Genomic DNA, 25,431 nt, shown 5'->3' with positions numbered 1-25,431 from the left:
GTCCCGGCGCCCCCGGCGGTCCCGGCGGTCCGGCGAGGTGGGCGCGCGCGTGCCCGCGTCAGCCGCCGACCGCCTCGGCGACCACCCGGTCCAGCGCGGCGACGAACCCGCCGACCGCCTCCCGTACGTCCTCGGCCGTCCACTCCAGTCCTGCGGCGCGTACGGAGACCTCGGTGAGGGCCAGGCCGGGCCCCTTGCCGTCCCAGGCGTTGCCGAACAGCAGGATCCGCGTCTCCTCGGCCTGCCGGACCGCCGCCTCCGCCAGGACGTCGGCGTCGTACGGCAGCCAGACCTGGAACTCGTTCGTGTGCGGCGGCCCGGGGTGCACCCTGCTCCACGGCACCCCGGCGGCGGCGAACCCCTCGCGCAGCGCCGCGGCCACCACGCGCGCGTGGGCGACGTAGTCGGGCAGCCGAGGCAGCTCCCGCTCCAGGCCGGCGAGCGCCGACAGCACGGTGGGGAACTGCTGGAAGACTGCCCCGCCGTAGCGGTGCCGCCAGGTCCGCGCCTCGTCGGTCAGGGTCCTCGGACCGGCGAGGCAGGCGCCGCCGAAGCCGTCGAGCGACTTGTAGTACGACACGTACACGCTGTCCGCGAGAGCGGCGATCTCCGCCAGGCCGCGGTCGAAATGGCTGGTGCACTCCCACAGGCGCGCGCCGTCGAAGTGCACCACCGCGTCACGCTCGCGCGCCGCCTCGACGACCTCCGTGAGCTCGCGCCAGGTGGGCAGGACGAAACCGGCGTCCCGCAGCGGCAGTTCGAGCATCAGGGCGCCGAAGGGCTCGTCCAGGTCCCGTACCTCCTCGGCGGTGGGCTGCCGCGGCTCGCTCGTCACCCGGACCGGGCGCAAGGCGCTGACCTGGCTGAACGCATGGCGCTCATGCACTTCCGGATGGGCAAGCGCGTGCAGGGCGACGGCCGGGTTCCCGGTGCGGCCCGCCCAGCAGCGCAGGGCGACCTGCTGGGCCATCGTGCCCGTCGGGAAGAACACGGCCGCCTCCTTGCCCAGCAGCGCGGCGGTTTTCTCCTCCAGGGCCTCGACGATGCCGCCGCCGTACAGGTCGGCCTGCTCGTCGGGGTCGTACAGGTCCAGCGAGCGCGTCTCGTGCAGCAGCGCGAGGCGCTCGCGGAGCGTGCCCCGGAAGCCGGGGCGCGCCAGTACCCGCCGCGCGCTGCGGTAGGCGGCCGTGCGCCGCACGAAGCGCTGTTCGCGCCGCTCGTCGGCCGAGGGTTGCCCGGCCGGCGATGTCCCGCCGTCCGCCAACGTTCCTCCGGGCGCCCCCGTGCCGCTCGCCGCCGCCGCGTCCGCCCCCTCTCCGTCCACCCCGTGGAGCTTGCCCGCCCTGTCGCGTCCCGCCGTCGTCCCGTCGCGTCCCGCCACCCCCTCCGGCCGCGGCTCCGCCTCTCGTCCGCCTCCGCCGTTCCGCTCCGCCGTATCGCTCATGCCGCGATCATCGCGCGCGGGCGTCCGGCCCGGCACCCGCAATAACGGCCTCCGCGTCAGAGGCTTCCCGCGCCGAACGCCGCGTCGGAGGCCACCCGCGTCGGAGGCCCCCACGTCAACCGCTCCCGACTCCCAGGGGACCCCGGAAAAGGGGCGCCGCACCACCTCGCGTGCGACCGCGCCTGCCCGCACACGGCCGGCGTGGGGAAACCCACAGCCTGTGGACAACCGGACGCCCCCCGAACCAATCGCGTTAACATGACGAGAAATCGTCCGGTACCCAGAGCGGACTGGAACGGGAAGGCCGCCGTCGCGTGAGTACAAGCCAACAGCCAGATCCCAGGGACCGCCCCGCGCGGCTCTCCGTCGGTGTCGTGGGCGCCGGCCGCGTGGGCCCCGCGCTGGCCGCGTCCCTCCAGCTCGCCGGACACCGCCCGGTGGCCGTCTCCGGCGTCTCCGACGCCTCCCGGCGACGGGCCGGGCAGCTGCTGCCGGACGTGCCGATCGTGACCCCCGCCGAGGTGCTGGCCCGCGCCGAGCTGGTCCTGCTGACCGTCCCCGACGACGCCCTGCCCGGCCTGGTCGAGGGCCTCGCCGAGACCGGCGCCGTGCGACCGGGCCAACTGCTCGTGCACACCTCCGGCCGGTACGGCGCCAGGGTCCTGGACCCCGCCCTGCGTGCGGGCGCCCTGCCGCTGGCCCTGCACCCGGCGATGACCTTCACCGGCACCGCGGTGGACGTCCAGCGCCTGGCCGGCTGTTCCTTCGGCGTCACCGCGCCCGAGGAGCTGCGGCTGGCCGCCGAGGCCCTCGTCATCGAGATGGGCGGCGAGCCCGAGTGGATCGCCGAGGAGCGGCGCCCGCTCTACCACGCGGCCCTCGCGCTGGGCGCCAACCACCTGGTCACCCTCGTCGCCCAGTCCATGGAGCTGCTGCGCGAGGCGGGCGTGGCCGCCCCCGACCGGATGCTCGGCCCCCTGCTCGGCGCCGCCCTCGACAACGCCCTGCGCTCCGGCGACGCCGCCCTCACCGGCCCCGTCGCGCGCGGGGACGCCGGAACCGTCGCCGCACACGTCGGCGAACTGCGACGGCACGCCCCGCAGACCGTCGCCGGCTATCTGGCGATGGCCCGCGCCACCGCCGACCGGGCGCTCGCCCACGGGCTGCTCAAGCCGGAACTCGCCGAGGACCTCCTCGGGGTCCTCGCGAGCGGGACCGACGGGGCCGAGGGAGAGACCCGATGACCACCACCCTGCTGCGCACCGCCGACGAGCTGCACGCACGCGTGCGCGACGGCCGCCGGGCCGTCGTGATGACCATGGGTGCCCTGCACGAGGGCCACGCCACCCTGATCCGCACCGCGCGCACCGTCGCCGGCCCCCGGGGCGAGGTCGTCGTCACCGTCTTCGTCAACCCGCTCCAGTTCGGCAAGGGCGAGGACCTCGACCGCTACCCGCGCACCCTGGAGGCCGACCTCAGGATCGCCGAACGGGCGGGCGCGGACGCCGTGTTCGCCCCGGCCGTCGAGGAGGTCTACCCCGGCGGCGAGCCGCAGGTGCGCGTCAGCGCCGGACCCATGGGCGAGCGCCTGGAGGGTTCCGCGCGCCCCGGCCACTTCGACGGCATGCTCACCGTCGTCGCCAAGCTGCTCCACCTCACCCGCCCCGACGTCGCCCTCTACGGCCAGAAGGACGCCCAGCAGCTCGCCCTGATCCGGCGCATGGTGCGCGACCTGAACTTCGGTGTGGAGATCGTCGGCGTGCCGACCGTGCGCGAGGAGGACGGCCTCGCGCTCTCCAGCCGCAACCGCTACCTCGCGCCGAGGGAGCGCGCCACGGCGCTGGCCCTGTCCCGGGCGCTGTTCGCCGGCGCCGACCGCCACGCGGCCCAGGAGGCGCTGCGCGCCCGTGCCCGCGAGGTGCCCGCCACGCGCGCGCGTGCCGAGGCCCTCAGCGCGATCGGCGAGTCCCGCGCGGCGGCCGACGCGCACGCCGTCGCCAAGGCCGTCCCCGGCGGCGCCGCGGCCGTGCGGGCCGCCGCCCGGCTGGTCCTCGACGAGGCGGCCCGCCGGAACCCGCCGCTCAAGCTGGACTACCTCGCGCTCGTCGACCCCCGCGACTTCGCGGACATCGGGGACGACTTCACCGGCGAGGCCGTCCTCGCCGTCGCCGCCCGGGTCGGGACGACCCGGCTGATCGACAACCTCCCCCTCACCTTCGGAGCCGCCTCGTGACCAGCACAGGCATACGACTGCACGCGCCCGAACCAGGGTGGTCGATCTCCGCGGACGTCGTGGTCGTCGGCTCCGGCGTCGCGGGCCTGACCGCCGCCCTGCGCTGCGAGGCCGCCGGACTCGACACCGTCGTCGTCACCAAGGCGCGCCTCGACGACGGCTCCACCCGCTGGGCCCAGGGCGGCATCGCCGCGGCCCTCGGCGAGGGCGACACCCCTGAACAGCACCTGGACGACACCCTGGTGGCGGGCGCCGGCCTGTGCGACGAGGGCGCGGTGCGCATCCTCGTCACCGAGGGCCCCGACGCCGTACGCCGTCTGATCGAGACCGGCGCCCACTTCGACGAGTCGTCCGAGGGCGCCCTGGAACTCACCCGCGAAGGCGGCCACCACCGCCGCCGCATCGCCCACGCGGGCGGCGACGCCACCGGCGCGGAGATCTCCCGCGCCCTCGTCGAGGCGGTCCGCGCGCGGGCGCTGCGCACCGTCGAGAACGCCCTCGTGCTGGACCTCCTCACGGACGCCGACGGCCGCACCGCGGGCGTGACCCTGCACGTCATGGGCGAGGGCCAGCACGACGGCGTCGGCGCGGTGCACGCCCCCGCGGTGGTCCTGGCGACCGGCGGCATGGGCCAGGTCTTCTCGGCGACGACCAACCCGAACGTCTCCACCGGCGACGGCGTCGCCCTCGCCCTGCGCGCGGGTGCCGAGGTCAGCGACCTGGAGTTCGTCCAGTTCCACCCCACCGTGCTCTTCCTCGGCCCGCAGGCGGAGGGCCAGCAGCCCCTGGTCTCCGAGGCCGTGCGGGGCGAGGGCGCCCACCTGGTCGACGCCGACGGCGTGCGCTTCATGGTGGGACAGCACGAACTGGCCGAGCTCGCGCCCCGGGACATCGTCGCCAAGGGCATCATGCGGCGTATGCGGGAGCGCGACGCCGCGCACATGTACCTCGACGCACGGCACTTCGGCGCCGACATGTGGGAGCACCGCTTCCCGACGATCCTCGCCGCCTGCCGCGCCCACGGCATCGACCCGGTGCGTGAACCGGTCCCGGTCGCCCCGGCCGCCCACTACGCCTCCGGCGGCGTACGCACCGACGCGGCGGGCCGTACGACCGTCCCCGGCCTGTACGCGTGCGGCGAGGTGGCCTGCACGGGCGTGCACGGCGCCAACCGCCTGGCCTCCAACTCGCTCCTCGAAGGGCTGGTCTACGCCGAGCGCATCGCGGCGGACATCGCGGCGGCCCGCTCCGCCGACGGCCTCCCCGCGCGCGTGCCGCAGCCGGTGCCCCACCCCGGGACGCCCGAGCACCCGCTGCTCGCGCCCGAGACGCGGTTCGCGATCCAGCGGATCATGACCGCCGGCGCCGGGGTCCTGCGCTCCGGGCACTCCCTGTCCCGTGCCGCCGAGCAGCTCCAGCACCTGCACGCGGAGGCGCGCGACGCCCTCGTCGAGAACGGCAAGACGGCCGAGCCCGGCGTCGACACCTGGGAGGCCACCAACCTCCTGTGCGTCGCCCGCGTCCTGGTCGCCGCCGCGCGGCTGCGCGAGGAGACCCGGGGCTGCCACTGGCGCGAGGACGAGCCCGGCCGCGACGACACCGCGTGGCGCCGCCACATCGTCGTCCGCCTGAACCCCGACCGCACCCTTGCCGCGCACACCACCGACACCGCGGACTTCCCCCCGACCCGTCCCCAGGAGCAGTGACTGCCGTGACCACCCCCGACCTTCCCCTCGCCCAAGACGGCGGCTGCGGCGACGACTGCGCCTGCGGCGCCGGCGAGGAGTACCTGGAGTGCGGCCTCGACCCCGCGCTCGCCGAACTCCTCGCCGAGGCGGGGCTCGACCCCGTCGAGGTAGAGGACATCGCCAACGTGGCCGTGCAGGAGGACCTGGCGCACGGCGTGGACGTGACGACGGTCGCCACGATCCCCGAAGAGGCGGTCGCCACGGCCGACTTCGTGGCCCGCGAGGCGGGCGTCGTGGCGGGCCTCCGGGTCGCCGAGGCGGTCGTCTCGATCGTCTGCGAGGACGAGTTCGAGGTCGAGCGCCACGTCGAGGACGGCGAGACGGTGACCGAGGGCCAGAAGCTCCTGTCGGTCACCACCCGCACCCGCGACCTGCTGACGGCCGAGCGCAGCGCGCTCAACCTCCTGTGCCGCCTGTCGGGCATCGCGACGGCCACGCGCGCGTGGGCGGACGTCCTGGAGGGCACCAGGGCCAAGGTGCGCGACACCCGCAAGACGACGCCGGGCCTGCGCGCCCTGGAGAAGTACGCGGTGCGCTGCGGAGGCGGCGTGAACCACCGCATGTCCCTGTCCGACGCGGCCCTGGTCAAGGACAACCACGTGGTCGCCGCCGGTGGCGTGGCAGCGGCCTTCGAGGCGGTGCGCGCGAGCTTCCCCGGGCTCCCCGTCGAGGTCGAGGTGGACACCCTGCACCAGCTCCGCGAGGCCGTGGACGCCGGCGCCGACCTGATCCTCCTGGACAACTTCACGCCGGGCGAGTGCGCGGAGGCGGTGGCGATCGTCGACGGCCGCGCCGCACTGGAGGCGTCCGGCCGCCTGACCCTGGCCAACGCCAAGGCGTACGCCGACACGGGCGTCGACTACCTGGCCGTCGGAGCCCTCACCCACTCCTCGCCGATCCTGGACATCGGCCTGGACCTTCGAGCGGCGGAGTAGGAACCGGCATGCTCCTGACCATCGACGTAGGAAACACGCACACGGTCCTCGGCCTCTTCGACGGTGAGGACATCGTCGAGCACTGGCGCATCTCGACGGATGCCCGCCGCACGGCCGACGAACTCGCGGTCCTCCTCCAGGGCCTGATGGGCATGCACCCGCTCCTCGGCGAGGAGCTGGGCGACGGCATCGACGGCATCGCGATCTGCGCGACGGTCCCGTCCGTACTCCACGAACTGCGCGAGGTGACCCGCCGCTACTACGGCGACGTCCCCGCGGTCCTCGTGGAACCGGGCGTCAAGACCGGCGTCCCGATCCTCACGGACAACCCCAAGGAGGTCGGCGCCGACCGCATCATCAACGCGGTCGCGGCCGTCGACCTCTACGGCGGCCCGGCGATCGTCGTCGACTTCGGCACGGCGACGACGTTCGACGCGGTCAGCGCGCGCGGCGAGTACATCGGCGGCGTCATCGCCCCCGGCATCGAGATCTCCGTGGAGGCACTCGGCGTCCGAGGCGCCCAGCTCCGCAAGATCGAGGTGGCCCGCCCGCGCAGCGTCATCGGCAAGAACACGGTCGAGGCGATGCAGTCCGGCATCATCTACGGCTTCGCGGGCCAGGTGGACGGCGTCGTGAACCGTATGGCCCGCGAACTCGCCGAGGACCCGCAGGACGTCACGGTCATCGCGACGGGCGGCCTGGCCCCCATGGTCCTGGGCGAGTCCTCGGTCATCGACGAACACGAGCCCTGGCTGACCCTGATCGGCCTCCGCCTGGTCTACGAACGCAACATCTCCCGCACCTGACCCACCCCGCACCCGGCACCAGGGACCAGCGCCGGATGCGGGGAGACCCCCGTACGTCGAGCCCCCCTGCGGCGGGACACGAACCCACCGGACACCGCAGGGGACCGCATACGGCGAGCTGGGACCTTCCCGAAGGCGCGGCCAGCAGCGTAAGCCGACAGGGAACCGCCGGGGACGCGTAAGCCCGTGTACGGCGCGAGGAGACCGCCAGGGATGCGAAAAAGCCCGCATAGGGCGAGGCGGGACCCGCCGGAGGACACGGGAGGCCGCGCACGACGGGAAGGGGCGGGAAGGGGCAGGAAGGGGGTGTGCCGCGGACGCGGGGAGCCGCGTACGGCGAGGAGGCACCCGGCCGGGAGGCGCAGGCGCCCGCGTACGGCGAGGAGGGGACGTGCCGGGGGTGCCCGCCCGCAGCGTCCGGCGTCAAGAGAGCCGCACTTTCCCACCCAGAGCCCCGCCGGACCGAGGACGGACACACCCGGCACACCCCCGCACCGCAACGCACCGCAGGCGCAACGCAAGCCCCCGCATACGCCGCACAGGCGCCGCAGGCACCAAACCCGCCACCCCCGGAGCTCCCCGGAGGCCCCCACCCCCCGGAGGCCCGCACCCCCCGGAGGCCCCCACCCCCCCGGACGGCCCACCCCCCCGGAGGCCCCCCACCCCCCGGAGGCCCCCCGGAAGCCCCCACACCATGCCCCCACACCACGCCCTCACGCCACGCCAAACCCTCCCCCTATGCCTGGTTTGTCTGATTAGCGCGTATCGTCGCCGCATGCCCACGCCATACGGAACCCGCGGCGCCATGGCGTTCGGCCCGGAGGAGCTGCGTGTGCTCCGCCGCGCCCTCGCCCTCGCCCTCCACCCCGGTCCCGCCCCGGCCGAGGATGCCGAGGACTGCCTCCACCTGGCGGCCTCGCTGGACGAGGCGACCCGCGAGGCCGCCCGGCTGAGCGCCTTCCTGGTGGCGGACCTGGCCCGCTACCGCGCCGCCCTCCCCGGCACCGCGTCCGGTTACCTCACCCTCCTGGAAGAGGCCCTGACCGCCGGCCACCACCCCACGGCAGACGACCTGGCGGCCCTCGGCGCCCTGCGCGGCAACCCCGCCGCGGCCGCCCTCCTCACCCGCTGCCGGCCCCCCGCCCCCGCAGCCGTCCCCCCGGCCCGCTCCCACCTCCACGCCCTCCCCGGCGGCCGTGCCGGCACCGGCCGGCCGTCCGCCGCCGTCCTGCCCGCCCAGGCCGCCGGACAGGAGCCCGCCAAGCCGCCGCGGAAGCGCCCCGCGGAGAAGCCGGCCGCCCCCCGGCCCACCCCCGAGCCCACCCCCGCCGCGCCGAAGCCGAATCGCCCCATCCCCACCCCCGGCGAGGTCTTCCCCCGCCGCAAGCCCGCCCCGCCCCGGCAGCTCGCGGCAGGCTGACACGGGCACGCGTGCAGGCGTACAGGCCGGGCGCCGTACGCCGACCCGGGAACGCGCGCCCCACCCCGGGCGGACGCCCAGGTGTACCCCCCGAGCGTCCGCCCGGCACCGCCTGGCTACCCTGGATCCATGGAATACGTCTCCGCGCTGCTCCCGCCGGTCGTCATGGCCGCGTTCTTCATCGCGCTCGTCAGGGTGATCGTGAGGACCCAGGGCGGAGCCGCCAAGGCCAAGGAGGACGCGGCCGTGGACGCCGCCCTGGCCCGAGCGGAGGCGGCCCGCCAGACCACCCCCTCCCAGCCGGACGCCTGAGCGACGGCGCGGACCCTGCGCGCCGTACACCCGCACGCGCCCCGCGCCCCGCACGCTCCGAGCCCCGGCCCCGCGCGCGCCCGCACACAGCGGCGCGCGCCTTTTTTGTCCCCATTCGCAGGACAAAAGCCCGTCCGGCACGCGAACGACCGGATCTCCCACTATTGTGCTGAGCTGTGCCTCGCCCCTTGGGAGAACTCGAAGACACGGTCATGACGCGGGTGTGGAAGTGGAACCGCCCGGTGACCGTTCGAGAAGTCCTGGAAGATCTCCAGCAGGAACGGTCCATCGCGTACACCACCGTGATGACCGTTTTGGACAATCTCCATCAGAAGGGCTGGGTGCGCCGCGAGGCGGAAGGCCGGGCCTATCGATATGAGGCGGTCTCCACCCGGGCCGCCTACTCCGCGGCCCTGATGAACGACGCCTGGTCGCAGAGCGACAACCCCGCCGCCGCGCTCGTCGCCTTCTTCGGCATGATGAGCGACGAACAGCGCGAGGCCCTCCGGGACGCCGTACGCATCGTGCAGGGCCCGGAAACGCCCGAACCCGCGGAGCCGCCCGATACGCGCCCCGCGGCGGCAACCGCAGGGGGCCCCGATAGCGGCCGCCCGCATACCCGGGGTGCCGATACCGCGCCGGATACCCGCGGAGATACGGCGGCCGATACCCCCGTGGATACGCCCGCCGATACCCCTGGTGAGAACCCCGTCGAGAACCCCGGCTCCACGGGCGGGCCCGCCGGGCGATAGCGTCCGCTCATGCCAGCAGAGAGCCACTCCGCCGAGAGCCCCGCGGCGGGGAGCCCAGAAGTCACCGCAAATGCCATCACCGTACGCCGGGCACGCACCGGGGATGTCCCGGCGGTGCGGCGTCTCCTTGATGAGTACGTCCAGCGCCGCATCCTGCTCGACAAAGCCACGGTCACGCTTTACGAGGACATCCAGGAGTTCTGGGTCGCCGAGCGGGACGACAACGGCGAGGTCGTCGGCTGCGGCGCGCTGCACGTCATGTGGGAAGACCTGGCGGAAGTCCGCACGCTGGCCGTGAAGCCCGGCCTGAAGGGCGCGGGTGTCGGTCATCGGGTGCTGGAGAAGTTGCTGCACACCGCGCGCTGGCTCGGTGTCCGCAAGGTTTTCTGCCTGACCTTCGAAGTGGACTTCTTCGGCGGGCACGGGTTCGTCGAGATCGGCGAGACGCCGGTCGACACCGATGTCTACGCCGAGCTGCTGCGTTCCTATGACGAGGGTGTCGCGGAGTTCCTCGGTCTCGAACGAGTGAAACCGAACACCTTGGGCAACAGCCGGATGCTTCTGCATCTGTGATCGTCGGCACGGGCAAGCCGTATTCCGCCCGAACGGTCATGCCCAGGGTCTCTATGTCCGAAACGCACATGTTTCCGGACCGCTGCTGCCGCGGGGTCTCTCCCAAGGGTTTGTGTTTTTCCCGCAAAAGCGGTTTGCTTTCCGACGTACTGCAGTACTGCATATAACAGGGGGGCGGCGTAACGGCGGACGCCGAGACCCCGGGCCCCTCAAGTTATCGATGAAAGGAAATCCGGTGGCACAGAAGGTTCAGGTCCTTCTTGTCGACGACCTCGACGGCGGCGAGGCGGACGAGACCGTGACGTTCGCGCTGGACGGCAAGACATACGAGATCGATCTCACGACTGCCAATGCGGACAAGCTCCGTGGCCTTCTCGAGCCTTACGTGAAGGGCGGGCGCCGCACCGGGGGCCGCGCTTCGGGTGGCCGTGGAAAGGCGCGCGCCGCTTCCGGCGGCAGCCAGGACACCGCGCAGATCCGCGCGTGGGCGAAGGAGAACGGATACGAGGTCAACGACCGCGGCCGTGTTCCCGCGTCCATTCGCGAGGCGTACGAGAAGGCCAACGCCTGAGCTAGGGACAGACCGCCGGCTGTGCGCACGCGCGTCGCAGCCGCAGGCGGTGGCAGTGCGTCGCCACCGTGTCCAGCACCCGTACGAGATCGGGGGCGCCCCCACCGCCCCCGACGGCCGACAGCGTCGGCAGCGAGACCTCGGTCCCGCCCCCAGGCTCGGGGGGCCGCAGCCACACGGCGGCCCCCTGCACGGCGTCCGAGCGGCCCAGCGGCACCGGCCGCGGCGCACCGCTCCCCGGCGCACCGCTCCCCGGCGGACCGGAGCGCCGTGAACCGCCCTCCGGCCCCGGACCCCGGCCCGGCGCCGGGCGCGCCCCGTCTCGCGCGGCGCTGAACGGCACCGGCGGCCGCGGCGCCTCCATGAGGGCGCCCTCACCGAGCGGCAGCAGATCCAGGGGCAGCGAGCCCCACTCCAGCCAGTCCAGCACCCCCGGCACCTCTACGGCGCTGCCCGCGGCCACCAGCAGGCGCAGCCGGTCCCCCTGGGCGGCCACCGGGGAGTGCGGCCCCAGATGCCGCAGGGCGGCGCGGCCCGCCCCGGCCGGGACGTCGAGGACGTCGAAGCGCACCCCCACCCGCAGCAGCGGCGGGCCTCCCCCGGCGGCGGCCAGCACCGGCCAGCCCAGCTCCTTCTCGTACCACCCGCGGACCTGATCGCCCGCGTCGAGCGGCCGACGGGGGAGCGGGATCGCGGCGGAGTCCACACTGCGCGCGGGGCGGGGACCGACCATGTCCGGTGAAACCGCCGAATGGACGTGCGGGTTACGCTGGGTGGCGCCGCGGGCGCGGAGAGTCCCGGAATCGGGGGCGCCCGGGGGTGTGAGGCAGCGCAAGGGTGTTCGCCCGTAGCGGAGGGAACCGGGGGGCGCGGCATGGAGTGTCAGTCCCGGCGGGTAAGACATCCCTAGTGGGAGGGGGCGACACGCAGGACGGTGAGTCTCACGTTCGCCATCGGCGTACTGATGGTGGGGGTAACCACCTGGCCTGCGGGAACATCGTCTCGCACCATCGGGTTGGAGCAGATGTCGGCGTTCGGGGTCAGGAGGCCATCGACGGTGTCGGCAGTTGGAATGAGCGGTCCCCGCTTGCGGGACTAAGCTGCGGAAGGACAGGGAGGGGAAGTTCCCCCCACTGCCTGACCGCTCTGAGGAGCGATTAACGATGTTCGAGAGGTTCACCGACCGCGCGCGGCGGGTTGTCGTCCTGGCTCAGGAAGAAGCCCGGATGCTCAACCACAACTACATCGGCACCGAGCACATCCTCCTGGGCCTGATCCACGAGGGTGAGGGTGTCGCCGCCAAGGCCCTTGAGAGCCTCGGGATTTCGCTCGAGGCGGTCCGCCAGCAGGTGGAGGAGATCATCGGCCAGGGCCAGCAGGCCCCGTCCGGGCACATCCCCTTCACCCCCCGTGCCAAGAAGGTCCTGGAGCTGTCGCTCCGCGAGGCCCTTCAGCTGGGCCACAACTACATCGGCACGGAGCACATCCTGCTCGGCCTGATCCGTGAGGGCGAGGGCGTCGCCGCCCAGGTCCTGGTCAAGCTGGGCGCCGATCTCAACCGGGTGCGGCAGCAGGTCATCCAGCTGCTCTCCGGCTACCAGGGCAAGGAGACCGCCACCGCCGGCGGGCCTGCCGAGGGCACCCCCTCGACGTCCCTGGTCCTCGACCAGTTCGGCCGGAACCTCACCCAGGCCGCTCGTGAGTCCAAGCTCGACCCGGTCATCGGGCGCGAGAAGGAGATCGAGCGGGTCATGCAGGTGCTGTCCCGCCGTACCAAGAACAACCCGGTCCTGATCGGTGAGCCCGGCGTCGGCAAGACCGCCGTCGTGGAGGGCCTCGCCCAGGCCATCGTCAAGGGCGAGGTGCCCGAGACCCTCAAGGACAAGCACCTCTACACCCTGGACCTCGGCGCGCTGGTCGCCGGCTCCCGCTACCGCGGTGACTTCGAGGAGCGCCTGAAGAAGGTCCTCAAGGAGATCCGCACCCGCGGCGACATCATCCTGTTCATCGACGAGCTGCACACGCTGGTCGGTGCGGGTGCCGCCGAGGGCGCCATCGACGCCGCCTCCATCCTGAAGCCGATGCTGGCCCGCGGTGAGCTGCAGACCATCGGTGCGACCACGCTGGACGAGTACCGCAAGCACCTGGAGAAGGACGCGGCCCTGGAGCGCCGCTTCCAGCCCATCCAGGTCGCGGAGCCGTCGCTGCCGCACACGATCGAGATCCTCAAGGGTCTGCGCGACCGTTACGAGGCCCACCACCGCGTCTCCATCACCGACGAGGCGCTGGTCCAGGCCGCGACGCTGGCCGACCGGTACATCTCGGACCGCTTCCTGCCGGACAAGGCGATCGACCTCATCGACGAGGCCGGTTCCCGGATGCGCATCCGCCGGATGACCGCGCCGCCGGACCTGCGCGAGTTCGACGAGAAGATCGCGGGCGTGCGCCGCGACAAGGAGTCGGCCATCGACTCCCAGGACTTCGAGAAGGCGGCTTCCCTCCGGGACAAGGAGAAGCAGCTGCTGGCGGCGAAGGCCAAGCGCGAGAAGGAGTGGAAGGCCGGCGACATGGACGTCGTCGCGGAGGTCGACGGCGAGCTGATCGCCGAGGTCCTCGCGACCGCCACCGGCATTCCGGTCTTCAAGCTGACCGAGGAGGAGTCCTCGCGTCTGCTGCGCATGGAGGACGAGCTCCACAAGCGGGTCATCGGCCAGAAGGACGCCGTCAAGGCGCTCTCGAAGGCGATCCGCCGTACGCGCGCCGGTCTGAAGGACCCGAAGCGTCCCGGTGGCTCGTTCATCTTCGCCGGCCCGTCCGGCGTCGGTAAGACCGAGCTGTCCAAGGCGCTCGCCGAGTTCCTCTTCGGCGACGAGGACGCGCTGATCTCCCTCGACATGTCGGAGTTCAGCGAGAAGCACACGGTGTCGCGGCTGTTCGGTTCGCCCCCCGGCTACGTGGGCTACGAAGAGGGCGGCCAGCTGACCGAGAAGGTCCGCCGCAAGCCGTTCTCCGTGGTCCTGTTCGACGAGGTCGAGAAGGCCCACCCGGACATCTTCAACTCGCTGCTGCAGATCCTGGAGGACGGTCGTCTGACCGACTCCCAGGGCCGGGTCGTGGACTTCAAGAACACGGTCATCATCATGACGACCAACCTCGGCACCCGGGACATCTCCAAGGGCTTCAACCTGGGCTTCGCGGCCTCGGGCGACACCAAGTCCAACTACGAGCGCATGAAGAACAAGGTCTCGGACGAGCTCAAGCAGCACTTCCGGCCCGAGTTCCTCAACCGCGTCGACGACGTGGTCGTCTTCCCGCAGCTGACCCAGGACGACATCCTCAAGATCGTCGACCTCATGGTCGGCAAGGTCGACGAGCGCCTCAAGGACCGGGACATGGGCATCGAGCTCTCCCAGTCCGCCAAGGAACTGCTGTCCAAGAAGGGCTACGACCCCGTCCTGGGCGCGCGGCCGCTGCGCCGCACGATCCAGCGGGAGATCGAGGACACGCTGTCGGAGAAGATCCTCTTCGGCGAGCTGCGTCCCGGTCACATCGTGGTCGTGGACACGGAGGGCGAGGGCGACACCAAGACCTTCACCTTCCGCGGCGAGGAGAAGTCGGCCCTGCCGGACGTCCCGCCGATCGAGCAGGCGGCGGGGCCGGGCGGTCCGAACCTGAGCAAGGAGGCGTAAGCCTCAGCAGCCCGAAGGGGGCCGGTGCCAGCACCGGCCCCCTTCGGCGTGCCGCCGCGCGGTGCTAGGAGAGCTGGCCGTTGTAGTCGGGCAGCTTGTACGTCTTCTCGGCATGGCCGCCCGACAGGTCGGTGGCGCTGTTGCCGATGTTCGCGATGATCGTGTAGCCGCGCTTCTCGATGTCGACGCGCTGGGCCGTCTTGTAGTCGGCGACGTTCTTGAAGAGATCGAAGAAGCCCCGCACGTAGAGGCCGGAGACCTTGTAGCCGACGTACGTGAGGTTGAAGTCGGTGACCCCCGAGATGATGCCGGGGCGGGCGGTCACGAAGAAGACCGCGACGCCGCGGTCCTGGGCGTACTTGGCGGCCGCCAGGGCGGGCTTGTTGGCGGGCTGCGGGTAGCTGAAGCCGAAGTCCGTCTCCAGGGTGGTGTTGTCGATGTCGAAGACGATCGCCTGCTTCTCACCCGGACGGGTGTCGGCGATGCGCTGCTTCAGATACGGCATGGCCTGGTCCATGACCGCCTGGCAGTCTCTCTGCCAGGTCGCGTAGTCGACGGCCGCCGCCGACGCCGCCACGGCGGCCGTCGTGGCGGTGCCGGCCGAGGTGTCCGCGGTCGGAGTCGCCGCATCGGCGGGGACCGCGAAGGCCACGAGGGCGGCGGCGGAGGCGGTACCGACCGCGAAGCGGCGCGCCCAGGGGCGGAGTGTCATGTGGGGGGTCCTCTCACGTCACGTGCGCTGCGGGTGTCGCGTGCATGTTCGTGGTTCGTGATGGCTGGTGAGGAACCAGCGGGTTACCGGACGGTAGCTCAACTTGAGGCGTCCCTCACATAGTTGGGCGCGGATTTGTTACCGAGATTCGGGCCGGGCGGCGTAGCCCCGGTCACATTCCGGGGTCCTTCGATTGCGCTGGGCGGTGACATGCGGCACAGGCGATTTGTCCGTTACTAGCGGGAATAGTGGAAACGTCATCACGGGCAAACCGGGCATTCCGCTCCTCGGTCTGCGGTAGTCGTAGGGATGTATACCTGTTCGTCCGTATTGCTGGATCTGTCAAGGTCCGTTGATTTTCAGGATGACATACTATATTCCGTCGTAGATCACACGTTTTGGGGTTGGGCGGTGTCGGGGTTACCAAGGGATAGCCATCCGGTGAGCGCATGAGCGTCGGGTGGTTTTCATCTGCTGTCGTCCCCGTGAGGTTTCGCATGTCCCCGCGCTTCTCCTTCCGTTCGCCCCGCACGTCCGCGTTCCGCACCCGTGCCGCTGTCCTGGCCGCCGGCCTGGGAGCCTCGGTCGTGCTGGGCGCCGGAGGCGCGGTCGCCGCCGAGATGAACTCCGCGACCGGCACCTCCACCGCCGTACAGGCCCAGAGCGCCGTCGCCAAGAAGGCCGCTGCCAAGAAGGCCGTGGCGAAGAAGGCCACGGCGAAGAAGGCCGCCGCCAAGAAGGCTCCGGCGTGGGTCAAGCCCGTGAAGAAGTACGCCAAGTCCGCGAGCTACGCGCAGGCCGGCGGCATGTGGAAGGCCACCCACAGCGGCCAGGACTTCGCCGTTCCGACCGGTACCAGCGTCAAGGCCGTCCGCGCCGGCACCGTGGTCAAGGCCGGCGGCAACGGCGGCGGCGACGGTCCCGCGTACGGCATCGCCGTCGTCATCAAGCACGCCAACGGCACGTACTCCCAGTACGCCCACCTGTCGCGCGCCGACGTGAAGATCGGCCAGAAGGTGAAGACCGGCCAGCACATAGCCCGGTCCGGCAACACCGGCAACTCCACCGGTCCCCACGTCCACCTGGAGATCCGCAAGACCGCCAACTACGGCTCCGCGGTCGACCCCGTGGCCTTCCTGCGGGCCAAGGGTCTGACGATCTGAGTCACCGGGCCGTTCAGGCGCCCTGATGCGCCTGGGTGACCAGGTCGGTGGCGACCTCGAGGACAGCCCTGCGCTTGTCCTCGGGGTCGCCTTCCAGGTCCTTCAGCACGAACATCCCGGCGTGCAGCGTGAACAGGGCGCTGATGCAGCGCACCTGGTCGACCAGATCGGCGTCCGGGTCGATGATGATCTCGCGCATGCCGAGCATGCGGTTCTTGAACATCTCGCCGATGCTCAGCTCGCGCACGGTCGCCTGGTTCTCCTGCATGAACCGGAAGAGGGGGGCCGCGCCGGTCAGCACCTGGCTGTAGCGGCGTACGATCTCCTGCTTCGTCGCGAGGGAGTGCGGCTGCCGCCGCCCCCACTCGATCAGCTCCTCGATGGGCTGCGTCAGATCCTCGAAGAGGCTGACGATGATCTCTTCCTTGGTCTTGAAGTGGTAGTACAGGGCCGCCTTCGTGACGTCCAGCCGCTCGGCGATCTCGCGCAGCGAGGTCTTCTCGTAGCCCTGCTCGGCGAAGAGTTCGAGGGCCACGTCCTGGATGCGCTGGCGGGTGTCCCCGCGGCGCCGGTGCTTGGTGCCGTCCATGGTGCCACCCATCCTCGTACCCCTCGGCTTTCCACAAAACTTACTTGACGCCCGGCTAGTTACGCGCCTACCTTCCAGTGTAGACAACTAGCCGGGCGGCAAGTAAGTAGCCGGGGAGTGGGAAGACGACGATGGCGGACGCGACAGCACTCGACACGGGGCCGGCGGGGCGGGCCCAGCCGCAGGGGCGGCGGGACGAGACCGAGAAGCAGCCCAGGAGCGTACGGGTCGTCCTGCTCGCGCTGATGATCACGATGATGCTCGCGATGCTCGACAACATGATCATCGGCACCGCGATGCCGACCATCGTGGGTGAGCTGGGCGGCCTGGAGCACCTGTCGTGGGTCGTGACGTCGTACACCCTGGCGACCGCCGCCTCCACCCCGCTGTGGGGCAAGCTCGGTGACATGTACGGCCGCAAGGGCATGTTCATGTCCTCGATCGTGCTCTTCCTGATCGGCTCCGCGCTGAGCGGCATGGCCCAGGACATGGGGCAGCTCATCGCCTTCCGGGCGGTGCAGGGACTGGGCGCCGGCGGACTGATGGTCGGTGTCATGGCGATCATCGGCGATCTGATCCCGCCGCGGGAGCGCGGCAAGTACCAGGGCATGATGGCGGGCGTCATGGCGCTCGCCATGATCGGCGGACCGCTGGTCGGCGGCACCATCACCGACCACTGGGGCTGGCGCTGGGCCTTCTACATCAACCTCCCGCTCGGCGTCGTCGCGCTCGCCGCGATCAGCGCCGTCCTGCACCTGCCGAAGAAGCGGGCGCGGGCGCGCATCGACTACCTGGGCGCGGCGCTGCTGACCGTCGGAATCACCGCGATCGTGCTCGTGACCACCTGGGGCGGCACGGAGTACGCCTGGACCTCCGCGATGATCATGGAGCTCGCCGCCATCGGGATCACCGCGCTGGTCGGGTTCGTGTTCTGGCAGACCAAGGCCGCCGAGCCGGTCGTCCCGCTGCACATATTCCGCAGCCGCAACTTCACCCTGATGTCCCTGATCGGCTTCATCACCGGCTTCGTGATGTTCGGCGCGACCCTGTTCCTGCCGCTGTACCAGCAGTCGGTGCAGGGCGCGTCCGCCACCAACTCCGGGCTCCTGCTGCTGCCGATGCTCGGGGCGATGCTGGTCACCTCGATGGTCGCGGGCCGGGTGACCACCCAGAGCGGCCGCTACAAGGTCTTCCCGATCGCCGGCAGTGCGCTGATGGTCGTCGGCCTCTACCTGCTGTCCACGATGGGCACCGGCACGAGCCGGCTGACGTCCGGCGTGTTCATGGCCGTGGTCGGCCTCGGCATGGGCTGTCTGATGCAGATCACCATGCTGGTGGCGCAGAACAGCGTCGAGATGGAGGACATGGGCGTCGCGTCCTCGTCCACCACGCTCTTCCGCACGCTCGGCTCCTCCTTCGGCGTCGCGATCATGGGCGCGCTGTTCAACAACCGGGTGCAGGACGTCATGTCCGAGCGGGCCGGCTCCATCGGGTCCAAGGTCACCGAGCAGTCGGCGCAGCTGGACGCGGCGAGCCTCGCGAAGCTGCCGGACGCGGCCCGCGAGGCGTACCAGTACGCGGTGTCCTCCGGCACGCACTCGGCGTTCCTGCTGGGTGCCGTGGTGGCCGTGGCCTCCCTGGCGGCCGCCCTGTTCGTCAAGGAGGTCCCCCTCAAGGGGGCCGGCCCCCAGTCCTAGGGCCTGTGTGGAGTTGTGATCAAGGCTGTGATCCGAGGTATTGGATCCAGAGGAGGCCGGCGCATAATTCGAGTCCGGCCTGGTAGCTTTCAGGCTTTTTGTCGTAGCGGACGGCGAGACCGCGCCAGTCCTTGATCTTGTTGATGGTGCGTTCGACGCTGTTGCGGAGCTTGTACATCTGCTTGTCCCAGGTGACGGGCCGTCCGCCGCGTGAGCCGCGGTTCTTGCGGTGGGCGGCCTGGTCCTTCTTCTCGGGGATGACCGCTTTGATCCCGCGTTTACGCAGGTGGGACCGGTTCTTGCGGGACGAGTACGCCTTGTCGCCCGCGACTGCGTCCGGCCGGGTGCGGGGCCGGCCGACCGGGCCGGGGACGCGGATCTCGTTCAGGACGGGGATGAACTGCGGACTGTCCCCGGCTTGCCCCGCAGTGATCTTCAGCGAGAGAGGCAGGCATTGCGGCACACAGGACAGGTGCGTCTTCGTGGTCAGTCCGCCGCGGGAACGCCCCAGGTCGGCGGCGGCGAGTCGGGCCTTGCGGCGACGCCTCACCCGTCGTCGTTCTTCCCGCTCCGGGTCCAGTTGCCCGTCTTGTCCCTGGCCGGCGCCCCTTTTTCCGCGGCGGCCTTCTCCAGCGCGTCCAGGGTCTCGGGCTTCACGATCATCCCGGCGGCATCGTGATGGGCCCGGACCGTGGTCGAGTCCACGCTGACCAGCGACAGGTCCACCAGGCCCCGCTTCGCCGCCTCGGCGATCGCACCCTGGAACACCGCGGTGAACACCCCGGCATCCCGCCACTGCCGAAACCGGCCGTAAACGGTGGACCAGTGCCCGAATCGTTCGGGCAACTCCCGCCATTTCGCACCGTTCCTGAACCGCCACACGACGCCCTCGAAGTGCGCCCGCAGATTCTCCGGGTACGGCCCGTACTCACCGACCGGCAGGAACGGGGACACGAACTCCCACTCGGTATCCGAAAGTTGAGGTCGAGACACCCCACCGTTCTACTCCAAAGGCCCCGACCCTCCCGAGCCGGGGCCCCACGAGATCACAACTCCACACAGGCCCTAGTGCGGTGGCCGGGAGGGTGTGCCGGAGGCTCGCGGCGTCCGGTGCCGTGCCTCGCACGGCGGAGCCTCGTCCGCGTACCGGACGTACCCGGGTGAGGCGACCACGCGGCGAGGGGCCCTGCCGGGCGTCGCGAGCGGCTGAGCCTCCCCGGCCGCGGCACCGGCGCCGCGGCAGACGCCGCCCGCCGCGGCGTCCGCGCCCCGGCCGGGGAGGCTCAGCCGCTCGCGGTCACGGCAGCATCGGGTAGCTGCCGGTGTTCGTCGGGGCGTGCTCCGGGAGCCACAGGACGGCCACCGCGCCCTCGGCGGGCACCTCGTCGGGGGCGCCCGCGGGGCGGACGTTGCGGAAGGTCAGCCGGGCGCCGAGGACGCGGGCCTGCCCCGCCGCGATCGTCAGGCCGAGTCCGTGCCCGCGCCCCGAGCGGTCGCTGCTGCCGGTGCGGAACCGGCTCGGTCCCTCCGCGAGCAGGGCCCCGGGGAAGCCGGGACCGTGGTCGCGGACCCGGATGACCCGCCCCTCGACCGTGACCTCGATCGGCGGCCTGCCGTGCCGCGCGGCGTTGGCCAGCAGGTTGAACAGCACCCGCTCCAGGCGCCGGGGATCCGTCGTTGCCTCCGACTCGTGGACGACGCGGACCTCGATGGCGGGGTCCTTGACCGCCACGCGCCGGGCGACGAACGCGCCCAGCAGGATGTCCTGCAGTTCGGCCCGCTCCGAGGCGCTGTCCAGCCGCGCCACCTCCAGCACGTCCTCGACGAGCGTGCGCATGGCCTTCGCCCGGTCCAGGACCAGTTCGGTGGGCCGGCCCGGCGGCAGCAGCTCGGCCGCGGTCAGCAGCCCGGTCACCGGCGTACGCAGCTCGTGCGCGATGTCCGCGGTGACCCGGCGCTCGGCCTCCAGCCGCTGCTGCAGCGCGTCCGCCATGGCGTCCACGGCGGACGCGAGGTCGTCGGTCTCGTCCCGGACGACGCCCCCGATGGCGTCCCGCACCCGTACGTCCGGCTCGCCGCCCGCGACCCGGTTCGCCGCGGCCGCCGCCTTGCGCAGCCTGCGCGACAGCTGCCCGCCGATCAGCACGCCGAGCGCGCTGCCGCCCAGCACCACCGCGATCGATCCGATGATCATGGCCTGGTCGAGGCGGGCGAGTATCCGCTCGCTGCGGTCGGTCCAGCCGGTGCGCAGCGACAGCACATGGCCGTTGGTCAGCGGCACCGCGGCCCAGATGTCGGGTACGCCGCCGGCCCTCTCGGTCACATAGGTCGCCCGCCGCCCCTCCTCGACCTTCTCGCGCAGGGGCGCGGGCAGCGCCGGGTCGTCGAGCGTGGCGTTGGGGAAGTTGAGCCGCTTGGACTGCTCGAAGCTGCGCTGGGCGATCTGGACGCGCTCGTCCGCGAGGTCGCGGGCGCTGTCCAGCATCGAGACCCGGGCCTGGTTGTGCACCACCAGGCTCAGTACGACCGCCACCAGGGCGCCGACCAGCGCGATGGCCGCGCTCAGCTTCCAGCGCAGCCCGGTACGGAGGGCCACGCGTCCGCCGTCGCGCGCGACCGGCGCCCGCAGTCCCTTGCGACCGCTCCCGGGGACGTGCGCGCCCCCGCGTGAGCCCTCCTGGCCGGTGGTGCGCGCCCCTGTCGGCGCGCCCCGGCGCGCGATCCCCGCACGGTCCGTGAGATCCGGGCCCGCCGCGCCGGACGGAGCCGGTCCTCTGAACAACCCCCGCATGGCCGCCCCCGCTCAGGGCTTCAGCTTGTAGCCGAAGCCGCGGACGGTCTCGATGCGGTCCTGGCCGATCTTCTGGCGCAGCCGCTGCACATGGACGTCGACGACCCGGGTGTCCCCGCCCCAGCCGTAGTCCCACACGCGCTCCAGCAGCTTGTCCCGGGAGAGCACCGTGCCCGGCGCCGAGGAGAACTCCAGCAGCAGCCGCATCTCCGTCGGGGTGAGCGCGACGGGCTCCCCGGCCCGGCGCACCTCCATGCCCTCGGTGTCCACCTCCAGGTCGCCGAAGGACAGCAGCCCGCCGCCGGCCGCGGAACCGCCGTCCTCCCCGCGGTCGTGGCCGCCCGCGTGCCCGAACCGGCGCAGGACCGCCCGGATCCGCGCGACGAGGACGGCGCCGTCGAACGGCTTGGTCACGTAGTCGTCCGCGCCCGCCTCCAGGCCGAGCACCACGTCGATGGAGTCCGCCCGCGCCGACAGCATGATCACCGGCACGGTGGAGTCGTCGCGGATGCGGCGGCACAGGCTCACCCCGTCCAGGCCGGGCACCATCACGTCGAGCAGCGCGATGTCCGGGCGCTTCGCCCGGAACGCCGCCAGGCCGGACAGCCCGTCGGGCATCGCGGTCACCGCGAAACCGTCCCGCTCCAGGGCCAGTTGCGTGGCCTCGCGGATGACGTCGTCGTCCTCGACGAACAGGACGTGGGTCTGCTCTGCCATCCCGGTGCTCAGTCCTCGTGTTCTTCCGGTCGTGCGTCGGGTGTCTTGTCCTTCACGGACGCGGGGAGCGGCCGAGCCGTTGCCCCGCGGCGGGCCGGGGCTCAGCCGGCGGGCGCGGGCGATCCGCTGCCGCCGTCGTCCAGGGTGCCGTAGTCGGTGCGCGTGCTGTACTTGCGCACGAACCGCTGCGACGTCCACTGGTACGAGATCACGTTCTCGCTGGAGGGGTTCGACACCGCGTCGTCCTTCGCGTACACCTGCTGGGTCACCACCAGGTAGCCGCGGTCGATCTCGGCGTAGACCGGGGGCTCCTCGGCCTTGAAGACGTTGCGGTAGGCGCCGCCCTGCTCGCGGTAGACGTACGAGGCGACACCGACCGCGTCGCCGCACGACAGCACGTTGACCACGATGTCGTCGGCGGGTCCGCCGGTCAGGTCGCCGTAGGAGATGTCGACCGGGTAGCCGTCGGAGACGCACGGCCTGAGCTCGCGCTTGACCTCGCCCGAGACCTCCGGGTCCTTCTGGACCAGCCGGACCGCCTCCTTCTGGTCGGGCACGGGCGAGGCGGAGGGGGCGGCCGCGGCCGACTGCACGGAGGGGCCGTCCGCCGCGTCGGGGTGGGCGGGGCCCTCGTCGCGCGCGCCGGTGCCGCCGGTCGCGCACGAGGCGAGGAAAAGGGCGAGGGCGGCGACCGCGGCCATCGCCGTGAACGCCGCCTGCGAGGTCCCCCGGCCGACCGCCGGCCGGGGCCGGGAGCGGCCGGGTTCCGCGCAGTCCTCGTCTCCGTCCGGGTGCCCTACGCCGCGCAACGCTCCCGCTCCTCACGCTCCAGCGCGCGTGCGTCCAGATCGCGGCTCTCCAGCTCCTCGCGGAGCCGGGCGAGCGCCCGGTGCAGCGTGCTCTTGACCGTTCCCGCCGACATGCCGAGGGCGGCGGCGGTCTCCTCCGTGGACATCTGCTCCCAGTGTCGCAGCACCACGACGCTGCGCTGCTTGGGAGCCAGCACCCGCAGGATGTCCATCAGCAGGGCGCGGTCCGCGTGCTGTTCGGTGGCGTCGTCGACCGAGGCGTCGGGCAGCTGCTCGGTGGGGACCTCCTCCAGCTTGCGCGCCCGCCACCACTCGGTCCGCGTGTTGATCATGACGCGACGCAGGTAGGCGTCGGCGAGCCGCTTGTCCGCGATGCCGTCCCAGCGGTGGTACGTCCGCACGAGCGCGGTCTGGAGCAGGTCCTGGGCGTCGATCGGGTCGGGGACCAGCCGGCGTGCGCTGCGCAGCAGCGCGTCCTGCCGGGTGCGGACGTACTCCTCGAACTCGAGCACCTCGCCCTGCGCCATGGTGACCGCCTCCCGATTCCCCGTGCCGGCGGGCCTGTCGGCCCGTCGGTGTCACTGCCTGTGATTCGTGGTCGACCCGGTCCGCCGGGTACGGGAACGAAGCTACGGAGGCGTTGTCACGGGGCTGTCCGAAGCAGCCTGCGGCCGGCGCTCGGCTGTCCGTCGGTTGTGTAACGGAATCAGGAAACCGGCAAAACGGTAAGGGAGTTGAGGTGCTTATATTCCTATATGTCCGTGTGAGGGTGCCGGCTCGGCCGGGCGGCGGCCGTGACGGAGCCGCCGGGCTGTGAACCGCCGGTGCGTCAGCTCAGCGGCAGCCGGTACAGCCCGCCGGGCAGGGGCTCCACCAGGCCGTCCGAGACGAGCCCGTCCAGCGCGCGGGCGCGCTGCACCGGTTCGTGCCACACCCGGTCCAGGGCCGACTGCGGCACGGGCGCGTGGGCCTCGCGCAGCACCGCGAGCAGCTTGCCGCGCACCTGGCGGTCGGTCCCGGCGTACGTCTGCGCGCGCCGCGGAGGGCCCTCGTGCGCGGGCTTGCCCGCCAGCTGCCAGGCGCACTGTGCGGCGATCGGGCAGCGGTGGCACGACTCGTTCTTCGCCGTGCACACGAGCGCCCCGAGCTCCATCGACGCGGCGGCCCAGCGGGACGCGGTGCGTTCGTCGTCGGGGAGCAGCGCGCGGGCGAGCTTGCGCTCGGCGGCGGTGGTGGCGTTCGGCGGGTACTGCACGCCGGTGACGGCGCGGGCGAGGACGCGGCGGACGTTGGTGTCGAGGACGGGATGGCGCTGGCCGTAGGCGAAGGACGCGACGGCCGCCGCCGTGTACTCGCCGATGCCGGGCAGGGCGAGGAGCTGGGCGTGGTCGGTCGGTACGTCACCGCCGTGCCGTTCCGCTATGGCGACGGCGGCGCCGTGCAGCCGCAGCGCGCGGCGCGGGTAGCCGAGGCGGCCCCAGGCGCGGACGGCCTCGCCGGGCGCGTCCTTGGCGAGGTCGGCGGGGCGCGGCCAGCGTGTGAGCCACTGCTCGTAGACCGGCAGGACGCGGTTCACCGGCGTCTGCTGGAGCATGAACTCGCTGACCATCACGCCCCAGGGGCCGGCCTCGGGCAGCCGCCAGGGCAGGTCGCGGGCGTTGTCGTCGAACCAGTCGATGACCGGGCTGTGCAGCTCGTCCCCGGGCGTGCTGCCGGAGCGTGCGGGGGCGGAGCTGTCCGGTGAGGGCTTCGTGGGCGCAGTCATGGCCTCCCGATCCTGCCACGTCGGGGGCCGCGGGGCGGGTAGGCGGCGGTGCCGGTGCGTTGGCGGCCCGGACGTACGCGGGGCGCGCGCGCCGTTCGCCGCCGTGCGCCCGCACCCCGGCCGCGCACGCGCGGCGGCCAACTCTGCCCGCCCCTCGCCCGCTTGGGTCACCACTGCCCCTCCGGAGCCCGGCACCTTCCTCACTGCCGTGGTGACAGACGGTGGGTGACGGGGTCTTCGCCGTCACCTTCGGTGATCGGCGGGTGCCGGGCGGGGCGGAAGGAGGCGGGGGCGGGGCCGCCGGCGGGCGGTTTCCGGGATGATGATCCGGAAAAGTTGCCGCCGGGCGGCGGGTGGAGCAAGACGGCGCCCCGATCTCTCGTACAGTTTGCGCCGTGGGATCTCTGCGCAATCCGGTCGGGCCGCTTCCCTCCTCCATCTACTGGCGACGGAGGGCCGTACTGCTGTCCGTGTGCGCCCTGTTGGCGCTGCTGGGTGCCTGGCTGCTCACCTCGGGCGGCGGCGGACGCAAGAACGACTCGGGCGGCGGGACCGACGGCAAGAATCCCACCCACTCGGTGATCACCCCCGGGCCCTCCGGTTCCGGTCCGGCGATCAGCCAGGCGCCGGGCGGGCGCGACGAGTCGACGGGCGGCGGCGGCTCCGGCGGCACGGGCGAAGGCTCCGGACCGGGCACCGGTGCCG

The 25,431-nt window shown here is 72.3% G+C and carries 22 protein-coding genes and 2 pseudogenes; 14 read left to right on the top strand and 10 right to left on the bottom strand.

All coding sequences use genetic code 11. From position 1 onward, the window contains the following. Positions 1–58 precede the first annotated feature (58 nt). The gene (locus SZN_RS22405; RefSeq protein ID WP_078508831.1) at positions 59–1,444 is read right to left on the bottom strand and encodes a threonine aldolase family protein; all 1,386 of its coding nucleotides are present in this window, start codon (positions 1,442–1,444) and stop codon (positions 59–61) included. Positions 1,445–1,758: 314 nt separating this feature from the next. Here SZN_RS22405 and SZN_RS22400 point away from each other — a divergent pair, with 314 nt between their 5' ends. The 10 genes from SZN_RS22400 (at position 1,759) to SZN_RS22355 (ending at position 10,794) form a co-directional block, all read left to right on the top strand. Beyond that, a complete protein-coding gene (locus tag SZN_RS22400; protein ID WP_043732417.1) occupies positions 1,759–2,688 on the top strand; it encodes a Rossmann-like and DUF2520 domain-containing protein in 930 nt (309 codons plus the stop codon). After that, a complete protein-coding gene (panC, locus tag SZN_RS22395) occupies positions 2,685–3,677 on the top strand; it encodes a pantoate--beta-alanine ligase (protein WP_007498893.1) in 993 nt (330 codons plus the stop codon). Before SZN_RS22400 ends, panC begins: the two co-directional genes overlap by 4 nt. Then, the gene (locus SZN_RS22390) at positions 3,674–5,383 is read left to right on the top strand and encodes an L-aspartate oxidase (protein WP_043732413.1); all 1,710 of its coding nucleotides are present in this window, start codon (positions 3,674–3,676) and stop codon (positions 5,381–5,383) included. Before panC ends, SZN_RS22390 begins: the two co-directional genes overlap by 4 nt. Positions 5,384–5,388: 5 nt before the next feature. Beyond that, on the top strand, positions 5,389–6,360 hold the full coding sequence (gene nadC, locus SZN_RS22385; protein ID WP_007498888.1) for a carboxylating nicotinate-nucleotide diphosphorylase: 972 nt from the start codon (positions 5,389–5,391) through the stop codon (positions 6,358–6,360). A gap of 8 nt (positions 6,361–6,368) precedes the next feature. Continuing rightward, positions 6,369–7,166 (top strand): type III pantothenate kinase, encoded by a 798-nt coding sequence (locus tag SZN_RS22380; protein WP_007498886.1) that lies wholly within the window; start codon positions 6,369–6,371, stop codon positions 7,164–7,166. A gap of 775 nt (positions 7,167–7,941) precedes the next feature. Further along, positions 7,942–8,586, top strand: coding sequence for a hypothetical protein (locus SZN_RS22375; RefSeq protein ID WP_106432703.1), 645 nt, complete (start codon positions 7,942–7,944; stop codon positions 8,584–8,586). 129 nt (positions 8,587–8,715) lie between these two features. Then, the gene (locus tag SZN_RS22370; protein ID WP_007498884.1) at positions 8,716–8,898 is read left to right on the top strand and encodes a hypothetical protein; all 183 of its coding nucleotides are present in this window, start codon (positions 8,716–8,718) and stop codon (positions 8,896–8,898) included. A 212-nt stretch (positions 8,899–9,110) separates the two neighbouring features. Then, positions 9,111–9,650, top strand: a complete 540-nt coding sequence (locus tag SZN_RS22365; protein ID WP_007498882.1) for a BlaI/MecI/CopY family transcriptional regulator — start codon at positions 9,111–9,113, stop codon at positions 9,648–9,650. A gap of 9 nt (positions 9,651–9,659) precedes the next feature. Further along, a complete protein-coding gene (locus SZN_RS22360; RefSeq protein ID WP_078508826.1) occupies positions 9,660–10,223 on the top strand; it encodes an amino-acid N-acetyltransferase in 564 nt (187 codons plus the stop codon). 235 nt (positions 10,224–10,458) lie between these two features. After that, the gene (locus SZN_RS22355) at positions 10,459–10,794 is read left to right on the top strand and encodes a histone-like nucleoid-structuring protein Lsr2 (protein ID WP_007498879.1); all 336 of its coding nucleotides are present in this window, start codon (positions 10,459–10,461) and stop codon (positions 10,792–10,794) included. A gap of 1 nt (position 10,795) precedes the next feature. Here the strand turns inward: SZN_RS22355 and SZN_RS22350 are convergent, their stop codons facing one another. Then, positions 10,796–11,527: an SCO3374 family protein gene (locus tag SZN_RS22350; protein WP_007498877.1), complete on the bottom strand. Its 732-nt coding sequence runs from the start codon at positions 11,525–11,527 to the stop codon at positions 10,796–10,798. Positions 11,528–11,957: 430 nt separating this feature from the next. Here SZN_RS22350 and SZN_RS22345 point away from each other — a divergent pair, with 430 nt between their 5' ends. After that, entirely contained in the window at positions 11,958–14,483 is a 2,526-nt protein-coding gene (locus SZN_RS22345) for an ATP-dependent Clp protease ATP-binding subunit (protein WP_007498875.1), read from the top strand. A 64-nt stretch (positions 14,484–14,547) separates the two neighbouring features. Here SZN_RS22345 and SZN_RS22340 read toward each other — a convergent pair whose 3' ends face one another. Then, entirely contained in the window at positions 14,548–15,195 is a 648-nt protein-coding gene (locus tag SZN_RS22340) for an HAD family acid phosphatase (RefSeq protein WP_007498873.1), read from the bottom strand. A 497-nt stretch (positions 15,196–15,692) separates the two neighbouring features. Here SZN_RS22340 and SZN_RS22335 point away from each other — a divergent pair, with 497 nt between their 5' ends. Continuing rightward, a complete protein-coding gene (locus SZN_RS22335) occupies positions 15,693–16,358 on the top strand; it encodes a M23 family metallopeptidase (protein ID WP_007498872.1) in 666 nt (221 codons plus the stop codon). A 13-nt stretch (positions 16,359–16,371) separates the two neighbouring features. On the opposite strand, the gene SZN_RS22330 is transcribed toward SZN_RS22335, so the two are convergent. Continuing rightward, on the bottom strand, positions 16,372–16,959 hold the full coding sequence (locus tag SZN_RS22330) for a TetR/AcrR family transcriptional regulator (protein WP_078508821.1): 588 nt from the start codon (positions 16,957–16,959) through the stop codon (positions 16,372–16,374). Between the two features lie 119 nt (positions 16,960–17,078). Between SZN_RS22330 and SZN_RS22325 the strand changes: the two genes are divergently transcribed. Next, the gene (locus SZN_RS22325; protein WP_007498867.1) at positions 17,079–18,644 is read left to right on the top strand and encodes an MDR family MFS transporter; all 1,566 of its coding nucleotides are present in this window, start codon (positions 17,079–17,081) and stop codon (positions 18,642–18,644) included. 19 nt (positions 18,645–18,663) lie between these two features. Here SZN_RS22325 and SZN_RS38870 read toward each other — a convergent pair. The 6 genes and pseudogenes from SZN_RS38870 to SZN_RS22290 form a co-directional block, all read right to left on the bottom strand. After that, positions 18,664–19,637, bottom strand: a pseudogene (locus SZN_RS38870) (IS5 family transposase). A gap of 304 nt (positions 19,638–19,941) precedes the next feature. Next, the gene (gene cseC / locus SZN_RS22310; protein WP_244313408.1) at positions 19,942–21,435 is read right to left on the bottom strand and encodes a two-component system sensor histidine kinase CseC; all 1,494 of its coding nucleotides are present in this window, start codon (positions 21,433–21,435) and stop codon (positions 19,942–19,944) included. 12 nt (positions 21,436–21,447) lie between these two features. After that, positions 21,448–22,152 (bottom strand): two-component system response regulator CseB, encoded by a 705-nt coding sequence (cseB, locus tag SZN_RS22305; protein WP_007498859.1) that lies wholly within the window; start codon positions 22,150–22,152, stop codon positions 21,448–21,450. Positions 22,153–22,253: 101 nt separating this feature from the next. Next, the gene (locus SZN_RS22300) at positions 22,254–22,961 is read right to left on the bottom strand and encodes a hypothetical protein (RefSeq protein WP_007498857.1); all 708 of its coding nucleotides are present in this window, start codon (positions 22,959–22,961) and stop codon (positions 22,254–22,256) included. After that, complete coding sequence (locus tag SZN_RS22295) at positions 22,949–23,488, bottom strand: SigE family RNA polymerase sigma factor (RefSeq protein WP_007498855.1); 540 nt, start codon at positions 23,486–23,488, stop codon at positions 22,949–22,951. The genes SZN_RS22300 and SZN_RS22295 overlap by 13 nt, the downstream gene beginning before the upstream one ends. 302 nt (positions 23,489–23,790) lie before the next feature. Then, positions 23,791–24,726 carry an HhH-GPD family protein gene (locus SZN_RS22290; protein ID WP_007498853.1) on the bottom strand — a complete coding sequence of 312 codons (936 nt, stop codon included), beginning with the start codon at positions 24,724–24,726 and terminating at the stop codon, positions 23,791–23,793. A 395-nt stretch (positions 24,727–25,121) separates the two neighbouring features. On the opposite strand from SZN_RS22290, the pseudogene SZN_RS22285 reads away from it, so the two are divergent. Next, positions 25,122–25,431: pseudogene (locus tag SZN_RS22285) on the top strand (hypothetical protein); the annotation flags it as partial.

It is taken from the genome of Streptomyces zinciresistens K42 (assembly GCF_000225525.1).
Lineage (GTDB): Bacteria > Actinomycetota > Actinomycetes > Streptomycetales > Streptomycetaceae > Streptomyces > Streptomyces zinciresistens.
The sequence above is the reverse complement of the archived record's forward strand: the minus strand, read 5'-3'. Positions and strand labels throughout refer to the sequence as shown.